The 13189-nt window shown below is 61.0% G+C and carries 11 protein-coding genes and 1 tRNA gene; 10 read left to right on the plus strand and 2 right to left on the minus strand.

All coding sequences use genetic code 11. The annotated features are described in order from the left end of the window. The first annotated feature begins 29 nt into the window (after window positions 1–29). The 7 genes from IV098_RS07105 to IV098_RS07135 are packed head-to-tail and all read left to right on the plus strand — an operon-like array spanning window position 30 to window position 7636. Entirely contained in the window at window positions 30–1844 is a 1815-nt protein-coding gene (locus IV098_RS07105; RefSeq protein ID WP_296887495.1) for an EAL domain-containing protein, read from the plus strand. A gap of 52 nt (window positions 1845–1896) precedes the next feature. Then, on the plus strand, window positions 1897–3051 hold the full coding sequence (gene hflX, locus IV098_RS07110) for a GTPase HflX (protein WP_296887497.1): 1155 nt from the start codon (window positions 1897–1899) through the stop codon (window positions 3049–3051). Between the two features lie 11 nt (window positions 3052–3062). Further along, window positions 3063–4250, plus strand: coding sequence for an FtsH protease activity modulator HflK (gene hflK, locus IV098_RS07115; protein ID WP_296887499.1), 1188 nt, complete (start codon window positions 3063–3065; stop codon window positions 4248–4250). After that, window positions 4247–5128 carry a protease modulator HflC gene (gene hflC, locus IV098_RS07120; protein ID WP_296887501.1) on the plus strand — a complete coding sequence of 294 codons (882 nt, stop codon included), beginning with the start codon at window positions 4247–4249 and terminating at the stop codon, window positions 5126–5128. The genes hflK and hflC overlap by 4 nt, the downstream gene beginning before the upstream one ends. Continuing rightward, window positions 5125–5313, plus strand: a complete 189-nt coding sequence (locus IV098_RS07125; RefSeq protein WP_296887503.1) for a DUF2065 domain-containing protein — start codon at window positions 5125–5127, stop codon at window positions 5311–5313. The genes hflC and IV098_RS07125 overlap by 4 nt, the downstream gene beginning before the upstream one ends. 14 nt (window positions 5314–5327) lie before the next feature. Beyond that, window positions 5328–6290, plus strand: coding sequence for an ATP phosphoribosyltransferase regulatory subunit (locus IV098_RS07130; RefSeq protein WP_296887505.1), 963 nt, complete (start codon window positions 5328–5330; stop codon window positions 6288–6290). Window positions 6291–6322: 32 nt separating this feature from the next. Next, a complete protein-coding gene (locus tag IV098_RS07135) occupies window positions 6323–7636 on the plus strand; it encodes an adenylosuccinate synthase (protein WP_296887507.1) in 1314 nt (437 codons plus the stop codon). Between the two features lie 61 nt (window positions 7637–7697). On the opposite strand, the gene IV098_RS07140 is transcribed toward IV098_RS07135, so the two are convergent. Then, window positions 7698–7782 (minus strand) — tRNA-Leu (locus IV098_RS07140). 34 nt (window positions 7783–7816) lie between these two features. On the opposite strand from IV098_RS07140, the gene rnr reads away from it, so the two are divergent. The 3 genes from rnr to infA all read left to right on the plus strand — a co-directional run bounded on the left by rnr (window position 7817) and on the right by infA (window position 11325). Continuing rightward, entirely contained in the window at window positions 7817–10096 is a 2280-nt protein-coding gene (gene rnr / locus IV098_RS07145; RefSeq protein ID WP_296887509.1) for a ribonuclease R, read from the plus strand. Further along, on the plus strand, window positions 10093–10839 hold the full coding sequence (gene rlmB / locus IV098_RS07150; protein ID WP_296887512.1) for a 23S rRNA (guanosine(2251)-2'-O)-methyltransferase RlmB: 747 nt from the start codon (window positions 10093–10095) through the stop codon (window positions 10837–10839). The genes rnr and rlmB overlap by 4 nt, the downstream gene beginning before the upstream one ends. 222 nt (window positions 10840–11061) lie before the next feature. Continuing rightward, the gene (infA, locus tag IV098_RS07155) at window positions 11062–11325 is read left to right on the plus strand and encodes a translation initiation factor IF-1 (protein ID WP_296887514.1); all 264 of its coding nucleotides are present in this window, start codon (window positions 11062–11064) and stop codon (window positions 11323–11325) included. Between the two features lie 115 nt (window positions 11326–11440). On the opposite strand, the gene ycaO is transcribed toward infA, so the two are convergent. Continuing rightward, on the minus strand, window positions 11441–13162 hold the full coding sequence (ycaO, locus tag IV098_RS07160; protein WP_296887516.1) for a 30S ribosomal protein S12 methylthiotransferase accessory factor YcaO: 1722 nt from the start codon (window positions 13160–13162) through the stop codon (window positions 11441–11443). Window positions 13163–13189: the final 27 nt, after the last annotated feature.

Here is a 13189-nt window from a genome sequence, read left to right on the forward strand (position 1 = left end):
GGGGTCTGTTAACTGTTGCAAGGCTTGCCATGCCGACAGCCCATCTTCCCCCTCCCGAACAGGCGCTCGCCAGCTATGGCGACGCACACGTCGTGCGTTTGAACGCATTGTGGAAGCTGTCTGTGCAACCCGGGCTCAGTGACGCCGAGCGTATCCACGCCATGCTGGACATGGCGGCGGACGTGCTGGACATGGACCTGGTGATGCTGGGCGATTTCGGCGAGAACTACACGGCGCGCTATGTCAGCGACCGGCTTGGCGTGCTTCCAGAGGGTACGCAAATGGTGGTGGAGGCGGTGCTCTGCCATGCGGTGCACCTCAGCCGCGAACCCAGCCATATTCCCGATCTGCGCGAACACCCGGTGTATGCCAACCACGCGCTGGTGAACCAGCTCGGGCTGCGGACCTACTCGGGCTTGCCCGTCACGGCCGGGGACGATGCGCGCTGGGTGCTGGCTTTTTTGCGCCAGCGCTGCGACGTGCCGCCCCTGGCGGTCGATATCGCCTACATGGGATTAATTGCGGACTGGCTGGGCAATACGCTGCATCAGGCCGCGCAGAAGCGGTTGCTTGAGCAGATTGCCTTGACCGATCCGCTGACCGGCCTGCCCAACCGGCGCGCGGCCGAGGAGCGGCTGCAGATGGAGGTCGCGCGATTTTCGCGCGACGGCAACGGCTTCGCGCTGGTGCTGCTGGATATCGATCACTTCAAGATGGTGAACGACCGTTATGGCCATGCGGTCGGGGATGAGGTGCTGAAGGTCATGGCGCACCGTTTTGAAGCCGGGCAACGCGAAGGCGACTGGGTTGCGCGTTGGGGCGGGGAAGAGTTTCTGTTCGTACTGCACGGCAGCCTGGCGGACGACGCGGTCGGCATCATGGGGCGCTTGCTCAATCAGTGCCGTGCAGAACCGGTGCAGACCAGCATCGGCGGGATTCCCTTGAGTTTTTCGGCGGGGGTGGCGGCGTTTGAGCCGCAAGATACCGATATCGAGGTCGTGCTGGAAAGAATCGACCATGTCCTGTATCAGGCCAAGGCCAACGGCCGCGACCAGATCCGGCTGGCCGGACAGCGTGGGGGCAAGACGCCCTGGAATGGGTCGCTGCTGCGCCAGGCGCTGGCGGACGGGCGGGTGCGCTATGCCGCGCAGGCGATCGTCGATCTGCAGAGCGGCCAAGTGGTGGCCGACGAGGCGTTGGCTCGGATCGAGACGCCATCTGGCGACATTGTCGAGGCCAAGGACTTCGTCGAGCTGGCCGAAGGTCTGGGTTTGATGGCCGAAATCGATCGTCAGGTCACGCGCGATGTGATGCGGACCTGCGTGGCGCGGATGGAGAGCGGCGGCGCGTCGGGCTTCGCGCATTTCGTGAATGTGTCGCCGCAGTTTCTGGCGCGCCATGATCTGGTCGAAGAGCTGCTGGGCAATGCCATGAGCTTTTGCCAGGGTTGCGGTGTGACGCTGGGGCCGGTCAAGCCCATCGTGCTGGAACTGACCGAGCGTCAGCACGTAGTCAGTCTGGACAAGCTGCGTGCCGATCTGCAGCCCTTCATCGATTTTGGTTTTCGCTTGGCGCTGGATGATTTTGGCAGCGGCTATTCGTCCTATCTGTATCTGGCGAACCTGCCGGTGAGCTTCCTCAAAATCGAGGGATGGCTGGTGCAAAACATGAGTAAGGACCGCAAAGTCGCCGGTATCGTCGAGAGTCTGGCGAATTTTGCGCGCAAGGAAGGGGTGCTGACCGTGGCCGAGCATGTTGAAGATGCAGAAACAGCCCGCATATTGGCTGACATGGGCGTGGATTACGGCCAGGGTTGGCATTTCGGTCGCCCCCAACTGGTTTGAGCAAAGGGTAAAGGAACGGTGGGCAGAATGGCGGATATAAAGGGACGTTCGGTTGTTTGATCGCCATCAGGGAGGTGAACGCGTCATTCTGGTCGCGCTCGATTTCGGCACGCCCGACTTCGCCGAAAGCGTGGCCGAATTGCGGCTGCTGGCGACCGGCGCCGGGCTGGAAATCCTCGGGGAGGTACAGGGCAAGCGCAGCCGCCCGGACGCTGCATTGTTCGCAGGAAGCGGCAAGGCAGACGAAATCGCTGCCCTGGTCGCTGCCGCCGAGGCCGATGTGGTGATTTTCAATCATGAATTGTCCCCGGCACAGGAACGCAATCTGGAACGCCGCCTGCAATGCCGGGTGATCGATCGCACCAGCCTGATCCTGGATATCTTTGCCAGCCGCGCGCAAAGCGCAGAGGGCAAGCTGCAGGTCGAGCTGGCCCAGTTGCAGCACCTGTCCACCCGCTTGGTACGCGGCTGGACCCACCTCGAGCGGCAGCGTGGCGGGGTGGGCATGCGGGGGCCTGGCGAGAAGCAGCTCGAAACCGACCGCCGCCTGCTTGGCGTGCGCGTCAAGGCGCTGCGCGAACGGCTCGCCAGGCTGGGCAAGCAGCGCCGTACCCAGCGGCGTTCGCGTGATCGTCAGCAGGTATTGTCAGTGGCGCTGGTGGGTTACACCAATGCCGGAAAATCCACGCTGTTCAATGCTCTGACACGTGCCGGTGCCTACGCTGCCGACCAGCTGTTTGCCACGCTGGACACCACCACCCGCAAGCTGTACCTGCCCGGGCTGGGTGAAATCGTGCTGTCGGATACGGTCGGCTTTATTACGCGCCTGCCGCACGATCTGGTGGCGGCGTTCCGTGCCACGCTCGAGGCGACCGCCGAAGCCGATTTGCTGCTGCATGTAATTGACGCTTCGAGCCCGGGGCGCGAACGGCAGATCGAGGCTGTCGAAAAAGTGCTGGGCGAGATCGGCGCCGATTCGGTTCCGCAGCTTCGCGTTTACAACAAGCTTGATTTGACGGGCGTTGCGCCGGGGGTGGGGCGCGACGAATATGGTAAACTTCAGAGCGTTTATGTGTCCGCGCAAACCGGCGCGGGGCTTGAACTCTTACGCGAGGCGCTGTCAGAAATCCTGGGCGCCAATCGCGTTCAGAACGAGACTGCGGCACACGATGAAACGGCTTTCTCTCCTATGGTTCACACTGCGTAAAGTAATCAAATATGGCTTGGAACGACCCGCAATGGGGCAATAAAGGGAGCGGCGGCAAAAACAGCGGTCCGCCTGACCTGGACGAGATGTGGCGCCGCATTAACGCGCGGCTGAACGGCATGTTCGGCGGCAAGGGGGGCGGACCGGAAGGTGGGTCTCCCGACGTCATGCCGGGCGGCGGCAATCTGGCAGGCTTGCTGGCAGGGCTGGTGGTGCTGGTATGGCTGGCCAGCGGGTTTTACATTGTCGACCAGGGGCAGCGCGGCGTGGAGTTGCGCTTCGGCAAATACGTCGAAACCACCCAGCCGGGGCCGAACTGGCACATTCCGTGGCCGATCGAATCCCGCGAAGTGGTGAACATCGATCAGGTGCGCACGGTCGAAATCGGCTATCGCACCAATGTCAAAAACGAGATGCTGCGTGAGTCGCTGATGCTCACCGACGACGAAAATATCGTCGATCTGCAATTCGCCGTGCAGTACATCATCAAGGACCCCAAAGATTTCCTGTTTGTCGACCGCGCCCCGGAAGAAGCGGTGCGGCAGGTGGCCGAGAGCGCGATGCGCGAGATCGTCGGCAGAAACAAAATGGACTTCGTGTTGTACGAGGGGCGTGCGGATATCGCAGCGCGTGCGAAAGCGCTGACGCAACAGATTCTCGACCGCTACAAGACGGGCATCACGATCAGCCAGTTGACTCTACAGAACATTCAGCCGCCCGAACAGGTACAGGCCGCATTCGATGACGCCGTCAAGGCCGGGCAGGACCGAGAGCGGCTGAAGAACGAGGCCGAGGCTTACGCCAATAACGTGGTGCCACGCGCGCGCGGTTTCGCTTCGCGCCTCAAGGAAGAGGCCCAGGGTTATCAGCAGTCGGTGATCGCAAATGCCGAGGGTGAAGCGAACCGCTTCTCTATGATTGTCACGCAGTACGCGAAGGCGCCGCAGGTGACGCGTGAGCGGATATACCTCGATACCATGCAGGCCGTGATGAACAACACGACGAAAATCATCGTCGACCAGAAGGGCAACAGCCTGTTGTATCTGCCGCTCGATAAACTGCAGCAGATTGTCAGTCAGCCTGCTGCTGCCGACGCGTTGTCGCAATTGCCAGTCAGCGAGTCGGCGCCGGCCGCAACACCGGCTGACCCGCGCTCGCGCGATGCTTTCCGCAGCCGTGACCGGGAGGATCGGCCATGAAATTCAACTTTGCGCCCGTTTTGATCGGGCTTGTCGTGCTGGCTGTGGTGCTGAGCGGGAGCATGTTTACCGTCAACCAGACCCAGAATGCGCTGGTGTTCCAGCTCGGAGAAGTCGTATCGGTAAAAACGAAACCGGGCTTGTATTTCAAGCTGCCGCTGGTGCAGAACGTGCGTTTTTTCGATACGCGCATTCTGACACTCGACGATGCCGATCCGGAGAGTTTCATTACCTCGGAAAAGAAAAACGTGCTGGTGGATTCCTTCATCAAGTGGCGTGTCGTCAATGCCAAGCAGTTCTACGTTTCGGTGGGTGGCGACGAGAGCCGTGCGGCCATCCGGCTGAAGCAGACCGTGAATGACGGTTTGCGCGCCGAGTTCGGCAAACGCACGATCAACGATGTGGTTTCCGGCAAACGCGACGAAGTGATGCAAGCGATCCGGAATCAGGCGGATCGCTTCGCCAGCACGCTGGGGGTGCAGGTGGTCGATGTGCGCATCAAGCGGGTTGAGTTGCCGGCGTCTGTTTCAGAAAACGTGTATCGCCGGATGGAGGCCGAACGCAAGAAGGTGGCCAACGAGTTGCGATCGACCGGCGCGGCGGAAGCCGAAAAAATCAAGGCCGACGCCGACAAGCAGAAGGAAGTGATCGTTGCCGAGGCCTATCGCGATGCACAGGGCGTCAAGGGCGAGGGCGATGCCAAAGCGTCTGCGGTTTACGCGGCGGCCTATGGCAAGAACCCCGAGTTCTATGCGTTCTATCGTTCGATGCAGGCTTATCGTGAAAGCTTCAAGAGCAAGAGCGACATGATGGTGCTTGACCCCAGCGCTGCTTTCTTCAAATACATGAAGAATCCGCGTGCTGCTGGCGGTCAATGACCGGCATTGACTGGCTTGCTGCAATTGGCGTGTTGCTGGTGATCGAAGGGGTGCTGCCGTTCGCGGCACCCACCGTCTGGCGCGATGGCTTTCGCCGGATGCTGGAACTTAGCGATGGTCAATTGCGTTTCATTGGCGCTGCCTCGATGTTGGGCGGCGTTTTTTTGTTGATGTTGTTGAATTGAATTGTTGAACCGCAATGGTCGCCTGGCTGCTCCCTGAAAATGTAGAAGATGTCCTGCCGCCGCAAGCCTGGCGCATGGAGGACATGCGGCGTGCGCTGCTCGACCTGTTCCGTAGCCGAGGCTATCAGTTGGTGATTCCGCCGCTGATGGAATACGTTGAATCGTTGCTGACCGGGGTGGGGGCGGATCTCGATCTCAAAACCTTCAAGCTGGTCGATCAGCTGTCGGGACGTCTGATGGGCGTGCGTGCAGATATCACGCCGCAGGTCGCACGGATCGACGCGCACCTGCTGGCGGCCAATGCGGTGAACCGCCTGTGTTATGCGGGCAGCGTGCTGCATACGCAATCCGACGGTTTTCATCGTTCCCGCGAGCCGATCCAGATCGGGGCCGAGTTGTATGGCGAACCGGGTGCTGCAGCCGATCTCGAAATTCTGACCCTGATGTTGCAGGGCTTGTCCGCATGCGGTGTCAGCACCTTGCAACTCGATATCGGTCATGTCGGGGTTTACCGTGCGCTGGCGCAAGAAGCGGGCTTGAACGGCGAGCTCGAGCATCAGCTGTTCGGCGCCCTGCAGGCCAAGGACAGCAGCGCCGTAGCCACGCTGACGGCAGGGCTGCCGGCCAGCTTGCAGCAAGCCTTTGCTGCATTGCCGCAGCTGTATGGCGACCGCAGCGTGCTGGTTGAGGCGCGTGCGCGCCTGCCGCAACTGGCGACAGTGCAGGCTGCGCTGGATACGCTGGAGTCGATCGACCGCGGCCTGGATGGGGTGGACTCGGCCTACGATCTGGCCGAGCTGCGCGGCTACGGTTATCACAGTGGTGTCGTGTTCGCCGCCTACACGGGCGGGCGCAGCCATGCGATCGCGCAGGGCGGACGCTACGATGAAGTGGGGCGGGTGTTCGGGCGGGCGCGTCCGGCGACCGGTTTCAGTCTGGATTTGCGCGAGCTGGCCATTGCCAGCTCCGTGGCTTGATAAAGTGGCAACACAATAAGGGAGATTTCTCTGTGGCAACAAAAAATGAGGCAGCAAAAAACGTCGTCGTCATCGGCACCCAGTGGGGGGATGAGGGCAAGGGAAAAATCGTCGACTGGCTGACTGATCGCGCACAGGGCGTGGTGCGTTTTCAGGGGGGCCACAATGCCGGCCACACCCTCGTCGTTGCGGGCAAGAAAACCGTGCTGCACCTGATTCCATCGGGCATTCTGCGCGACAACGTCACCTGCTATATCGGCAACGGCGTGGTGCTGTCGCCGACCGCGCTGCTGGAAGAAATGGACATGCTGATTGCGGCTGGCGTCGATGTCGCCAGCCGCCTGAAAATCAGCGAGGCCTGCCCGCTCATCATGCCGCACCACGTAGCGCTCGACCAGGCGCGTGAAATCGCCAAAGGCGCCGGCAAAATCGGTACCACCGGGCGCGGCATCGGCCCTGCCTACGAAGACAAGGTGGCGCGGCGTGCGCTGCGCCTGCAGGACCTGTTCCACCGCGAACGGTTTGCCGCCAAGCTGGGCGAAGTCCTTGACCACCACAATTTCATGCTGAAGAACTACTACAAGGCCGACGTGGTGAGCTTCAACCAGACGCTCGACAGCATGATGGCGATGGCCGACCGCCTAAAGCCGATGGTCGCCGATGTGCCTCGCAGCCTTTACGAGGCCAACAAGGCGGGCGGCAACCTGCTGTTCGAGGGTGCGCAGGGCACGCTGCTCGACATCGATCACGGCACCTACCCCTTCGTGACTTCGTCCAACTGCACTGCCGGCGGCGCGTCCACCGGCGCCGGGGTGGGACCGAACACGCTGCATTACGTGCTGGGCATTACCAAGGCCTATACCACGCGCGTTGGATCCGGCCCGTTCCCGACCGAGTTGTTCGATGACGTCGGCCAGTATCTCGGCGAGAAAGGCCATGAGGTGGGCGCCACTACGGGTCGCGCGCGTCGCTGTGGCTGGTTCGACGCCGCGGCGCTCAAGCGCTCGATCCAGATCAACGGGGTGTCGGGCTTGTGCGTGACCAAGCTCGATGTGCTTGACGGACTGGAAACCGTGCGTGTGTGCGTCGGCTACAAGATCGATGGCGAAGTGTGCGACATCCTGCCGGTGGGTGCTGAATCGATCACCCATGTCGAGCCCATTTACGAAGACCTGCCGGGCTGGAGCGACACCACGGTGGGCGTGCAGGAATTCGACAAGCTGCCACAAAAGGCGCAGACCTACCTGAAGCGGATGGAGGCCTTGTGCGAAGTACCGGTGGACGTGGTGTCGACCGGACCGGATCGGGTGGAGACCATCGTGCGTCGTCACCCCTTCGAGGCGTAATGCCGGACATCCAAATCAACCAAACAAAAAGCCGACACGAGGTCGGCTTTTTGCTTACAACTGGTGCCCAGAAGAGGACTCGAACCTCCACACCTTGCGGCACACGGACCTGAACCGTGCGCGTCTACCAATTCCGCCATCTGGGCAATAAGGCGCGCATTCTAGAGAGCAGAGAATAAATTGTCAACGAACAAATCACGTAGCCGTGCAGCGAAGCACAAAATTCCGGCGATCCGTCTGGCCGATCCGTTCTATGAACGTGAAATCGAACGCTATGAATCGCCCTTGCCCAGTCGCGAATACATCCTGCAACTGCTGACCGAGGCGGGTTGTCCGGTCGAGGCGGATGCGCTGGCCGAGCAGTTGCACATCACGGATGACGAACGCGAACTGTTCCAGCGCCGCTTGGGCGCGATGCAGCGCGATGGCCAACTGATGCTGAACCGCAAGCGCCTGCTTTGCCTGCCGGACAAGCTGGACCTCATCAAGGGACGCGTCGAAGGCCATCCGGACGGGTTCGGCTTTGTCGCGCCCGATGAAGGCGGCGACGACCTGTTCCTGTCGCCCAAGGAAATGCACCGTGTGTTGCATGGCGACAAAGTGCTGGTGCGGGTGGCCGGCTTTGACCGGCGTGGGCGGCGCGAAGCCAAGATCGTCGAGGTGCTGGAGCACGTCAACCAGTTCGTGGTCGGCCGCTATTACCTGGAAGAGGGCATCGGCTTTTTGATTGCGGAAAATCGCCGCATCAACCAGGACATTCTCGTCCCCGCCGGCAACGCGGGCGCGGCGCAGCCCGGTCAGGTCGTGACGGTGGAAATCGTTGCACAACCTGGCGCGCATAGCGAAGCGATCGGCCGCGTGACGGAAGTGCTGGGGAGTTATACCGGCCCGGGCATGGAGATCGAGATTGCCCTGCGCAAGCACGACTTGCCCTACGTGTTTCCGCCGGAGGTTGAAAAGCAGGCCGCTGCCTTGCCGAACAAGGTGCTGAAAAAAGACATGGCCGGACGCGAAGACATCCGCCACCTGCCGATGGTCACCATCGACGGCGAAACCGCGCGCGATTTCGACGATGCGGTGTATTGCGAGCCGCTCGGCCGCAGCGGTTTCCGCCTGGTCGTCGCGATTGCCGACGTCAGCCATTACGTCAAACCGCATGACGCCCTCGACACGGAAGGATACGAGCGCGGCAACTCGGTGTATTTCCCGCGGCGCGTCATTCCCATGCTGCCCGAGGCGCTGTCCAACGGCTTGTGTTCGCTCAATCCGCAAGTGGACCGCCTGTCGATGGTGTGCGACATGCAGGTCAGCAGCACCGGCAGCATCAAGGAATACCGCTTCTACCCGGCGGTGATTTTTTCGCACGCGCGCCTGACCTACAACCAGGTGTGGGACTGGTTGTCCGGCGCAGTCAAACCGGATGCCGGGCAGGCTGAATTGATGCCGCATTTGCAGGCGCTGGATAAATTGTTCCGCACCTTGTTGAAGGCACGCGCCAAACGCGGTGCGATCGATTTCGGCTCGACTGAAACGCAGATGCAGTTCGATGACGATGGCAAGATCAAGGCCATCGTGCCGGTGATTCGCAACGATGCCCACCGCATCATCGAGGAATGCATGCTGGCGGCCAACGTGTGTGCTTCGGATTACCTGCACGTCAACGAGCAGCCCGCGCTGTTCCGTGTGCATGAAGGCCCGACTCCGGAAAAGCTCGCTGCGCTGCGTGGTTTCATGGCCGAGTTTGGCCTGGATCTGACAGGCGGCGACAAACCGCATGCCAAGGATTACGCCGCCTTGCTGGAGAAAATCAAGGACCGTCCCGACCACGGCCTGCTGCAGACCGTGATGCTGCGTTCGTTGAAGCAGGCGGTTTACAGCCCGGACAACAAAGGCCACTTCGGCCTGGCCTACGAGGCGTACACCCACTTCACCTCGCCGATCCGTCGCTACCCCGATCTGCTGGTGCATCGCGGCATCAAGGCCGTGTTGAAAGGCGAAAAGTTGCCCGGAAAAGGGCTGGCGGAAGTCGGGGTGCATTGCTCGTTGACCGAGCGTCGCGCCGATGACGCCACCCGCGACGTCGACGCCTGGCTGAAGACCTACTTCATGCAGGACCGCATCGGCGACGAATACGACGGTACGGTGAGCGCGGTGACCAGCTTCGGCATGTTCGTCGCGATCGACGACATCTTCATCGAAGGTCTGGTCCACGTGTCCGAACTCGGCCAGGATTATTTCCACTACGATCAGGCCAAGCACATGATGCTTGGCGAGCGCACGGGCAAGCGGTATCGCCTGGGCGACCGCGTGCGCATCAAGGTGATGCGTGCCGACATCGAAACCAGCAAGATTGATTTTGCGCTGGTCGAGACGGTCGAGTCTGCAGACGATGCCGCTGATACGTCGTTTGTTGCGAAAAAGAAATCGGGTCGGACAAAAGCCGGTGGCCACAGGAAATGAGCGAGAAGTCTCCTGAAAAGCTGATTTATGGCTTTCATGCCGTGCTGGCGCGCCTGCGCCATGACCCGGCAGGCGTGATCGATATCTACCTCGATCTCACCCGCCGCGATGCGCGCGCGCGCGATCTGGTCGCGCAGGCCAAGGCCTGCCAGGTCAACCTCGCGCAGGTCGAACCTGCGCGTCTGGCGCGACTGGTGGGCAAGGAAATCAAGCACCAGGGCGTGGTGGCGCGGGTGAAGCCGGTCAAACTCAGCCAGTCGCTTGACGACATCCTGGAAAACATTCAGGGCGCACCGTTGCTGCTGATTCTTGACGGCGTGACCGACCCGCACAATCTGGGTGCGATTTTGCGGTCTGCCGACGCCTTCGGCGTGCATGCGGTGATTGCGCCGAAAGACAACGCTGTCGGTATCAATGCCACGGTTGAAAAGGTGGCTTCAGGTGCGGCCGAAACCGTGCCTTACATCATGGTCACCAATCTGGCGCGCACGATCGACGACCTCAAGGAACACAACATCTGGGTGATCGCGGCCGACATGGACGGCGAGCAGACGCTGTCCGGTATCGACGCGAAAGCGGGCATAGCCTGGGTGCTGGGATCGGAAGGCGAGGGGATCCGGCGTCTGGTCAAAAAAAGTTGCGACCAGGTTGCCCGGATTCCGCTTGGCGGCACGGTCGAGAGCCTCAATGTGTCGGTTTCGGCTGCCCTGTGCCTCTATGAAACGGTGCGACAACGTTCCTGAACCGTGCTGTTGTTGACGGGTTTGAGGCTTTTTCTTGCCAAGTGGGCGCGTGCCCTGCATACTTATCGACCGGACGGGTCTTTTGGTTTGCCTTTTTCCTGGCTATCTGTACTGACATCCGCCATTTGGCGCGTTTGCTGCGGTTCGCATGACGAGCCGAAGCATTCTCAGCGCTGGCGCATGGCTCGCCGCGTTATGGGCTTATCAATTTAGGGACACACTATGGCAAAAGAAGAACTGGTAGAAATTGAAGGTGTAGTAAACGAGGTGTTGCCGCAAACGCGTTTTCGCGTGACGCTCGACAATGGTGTTGAAATCATTGCCTACGCATCCGGAAAAATGCGCAAACACCGCATCCGCATCCTGACCGGCGACAAGGTCACGATTGAAATGTCGCCTTACGACATGACCAAGGGGCGGATCAATTTCCGCCACAAGGACACCCAGGTTCAAATGCCTCCGTCCATGCCAAGAAAATACAAGTAAGCGGTTTTTGATCCTGCCTCTTTGCTGAACGTCCTGCACATTCACCAAGCAAATACGCCGGATCGATTACAAATGAAAAAAGCCGGGGTCGCGTTGCCGCCCCGGCTTTTTTCATTCAGGCCCGCACCTTGCGGTAAGCCTCCAGCAGGCGTTGATGGATCGCGCTGCCTTCAAAATTGCTGCCGAGTGCGGTCAGCCCGAAAAAACGCTGGTCCTGATTGAACAATGCGAATGCAGTCTGCAGGGTTTCGCGGCCGTACAGCAGCGCCAATGACGATTCGAACGGACTGGGCTCGGCCAGCCGCGCAAGATCGGCGATGCAGCGGTAGACCTTCAGTCGCGCTTCGCTGCGCTGGCCGTATTGCGCGATCCAGGTGCAGCCATCGATGATGGCGTCATCGTCGCCGATTGCCAGCGCCAGCAGCAATTTGATTTCGCCCACGCGGATATCGGTCCATGGCGAGCCGGGGTCGGGCGCGAGTCCGATCAGCACCGTCACCAAGCGGTCGTCAGCCAGTTCCAGCTCATCCATCAGATCAAGCAGGTCGGCGCATTCGTCGTCGCTCAACTCGGGCAGGCGCGACAGGGCTGGGCGAATGAGATTGCCGACGCTGTTGTTTTCGTACTCGAGCTCTTCCACCGGATAGATTTCGGATACACCGGGCACCAGGATGCGGCAGGCGTAGACGCCGAGATGGGTGAAGTCGGCGATGTAGATCTCGTGGCCTTCGGCGTGCAGCGCATCGACCGACCAGTGGTAATCCTCTTCGGTGGTGGTGCCGAAATTCCAGTCGACGAATTCGTAGTCGGGCGTGTCGCGCAGGAACTGCCAGCTGATGACGCCGCTGGAATCGACGAAATGGATTTCCAGATTTTGCGGATCGGCGATTTCGGTTTGATCGAAGCCGGCGGCGGGGAAGCCCGCCAGCGAATCGAGCGCGCGGCCCTGCAACAACTCGGTCAGCGCGCGCTCCAGCGCCACCTCGAAGCGCGGGTGCGCGCCGAAGCTGGCGAAGCAGCCCTGATCGTCCGGATGCAGCAGGGTGACGTTCATCACCGGATAGCGGCCACCGAGCGAGGCGTCCTTCACCAGGATGCCGAAGCCCGCTTCGCGCAGGCCGCGAATGCCGGCGGCGATGTGCGGGTAGCGATTGATCACGGCCTCGGGCACGTCGGGCAGGCACAGCCCTTCTTCGATGATGCGGAACTTGATGTGGCGCTCGAAGATTTCGGCCAGCGCCTGGGTGCGCGCTTCCATCAAGGTATTGCCGGCCGACATGCCGTTGCTGACGTAGAGATTGCCGATCAGGTTGACTGGGAAATACGCTGTCTTGCCGTCGCGCAGACGCTGGTAGGGGATGGCGCAGATGCCGCGTTCGGCGTTGCCGGAGTTCAGATCGATCAGCTGGTCGGCACGCACGCGGTCATCCGGGTTGTAGAACGCGTGCAATTCCGGGTTGAGCAAACCGGCCGGCCAGGCGTCGCTATCGCTGTCGATCACGTCAAACCAGCGTTCGTCGGGGTGGTGGACGTAGCTGCGCTGGGCGATCGTTTCGCCCAGATAGAAATGCGTCCAGAAGTAGTTGGTCGACAAGCGCTCGAAATACTCGCCCAGCGCGCTTGCCCGCGCGGCCAGTTCCGAAGCGCCCTTGCCGTTGGTGAACAGCAGCGGACAGTCGCGGTCGCGGATATGCACCGACCACACGCCTTCCACCGGATTGAGCCAGGAGCGCTCCTCGATATGAAATCCCAGTGCGTCGAGTTTGGATTGCAGGGTGGCAATGGAGGCTTCGAGCGAAGCGTCCTTGCCGGGGATGAAATGCTCGGTGGCTGACATTGGGGTGGCCCGATTTTGAACTGCCGA

It is taken from the genome of Thiobacillus sp. (assembly GCF_018780105.1).
Lineage (GTDB): Bacteria > Pseudomonadota > Gammaproteobacteria > Burkholderiales > Thiobacillaceae > Thiobacillus.

What these genes read in the sequence shown, in the direction of transcription:
- IV098_RS07105 (WP_296887495.1), top strand. Translation starts at nt 30, where the DNA reads ATGCCGACAGCCCATCTTCCCCCTCCCGAACAGGCGCTCGCCAGCTAT.
- hflK (WP_296887499.1), top strand. Translation starts at nt 3,063, where the DNA reads ATGGCTTGGAACGACCCGCAATGGGGCAATAAAGGGAGCGGCGGCAAA.
- hflC (WP_296887501.1), top strand. Translation starts at nt 4,247, where the DNA reads ATGAAATTCAACTTTGCGCCCGTTTTGATCGGGCTTGTCGTGCTGGCT.
- IV098_RS07125 (WP_296887503.1), top strand. Translation starts at nt 5,125, where the DNA reads ATGACCGGCATTGACTGGCTTGCTGCAATTGGCGTGTTGCTGGTGATC.
- IV098_RS07130 (WP_296887505.1), top strand. Translation starts at nt 5,328, where the DNA reads ATGGTCGCCTGGCTGCTCCCTGAAAATGTAGAAGATGTCCTGCCGCCG.
- rlmB (WP_296887512.1), top strand. Translation starts at nt 10,093, where the DNA reads ATGAGCGAGAAGTCTCCTGAAAAGCTGATTTATGGCTTTCATGCCGTG.
- infA (WP_296887514.1), top strand. Translation starts at nt 11,062, where the DNA reads ATGGCAAAAGAAGAACTGGTAGAAATTGAAGGTGTAGTAAACGAGGTG.
- ycaO (WP_296887516.1), bottom strand. Translation starts at nt 13,162, where the DNA reads ATGTCAGCCACCGAGCATTTCATCCCCGGCAAGGACGCTTCGCTCGAA.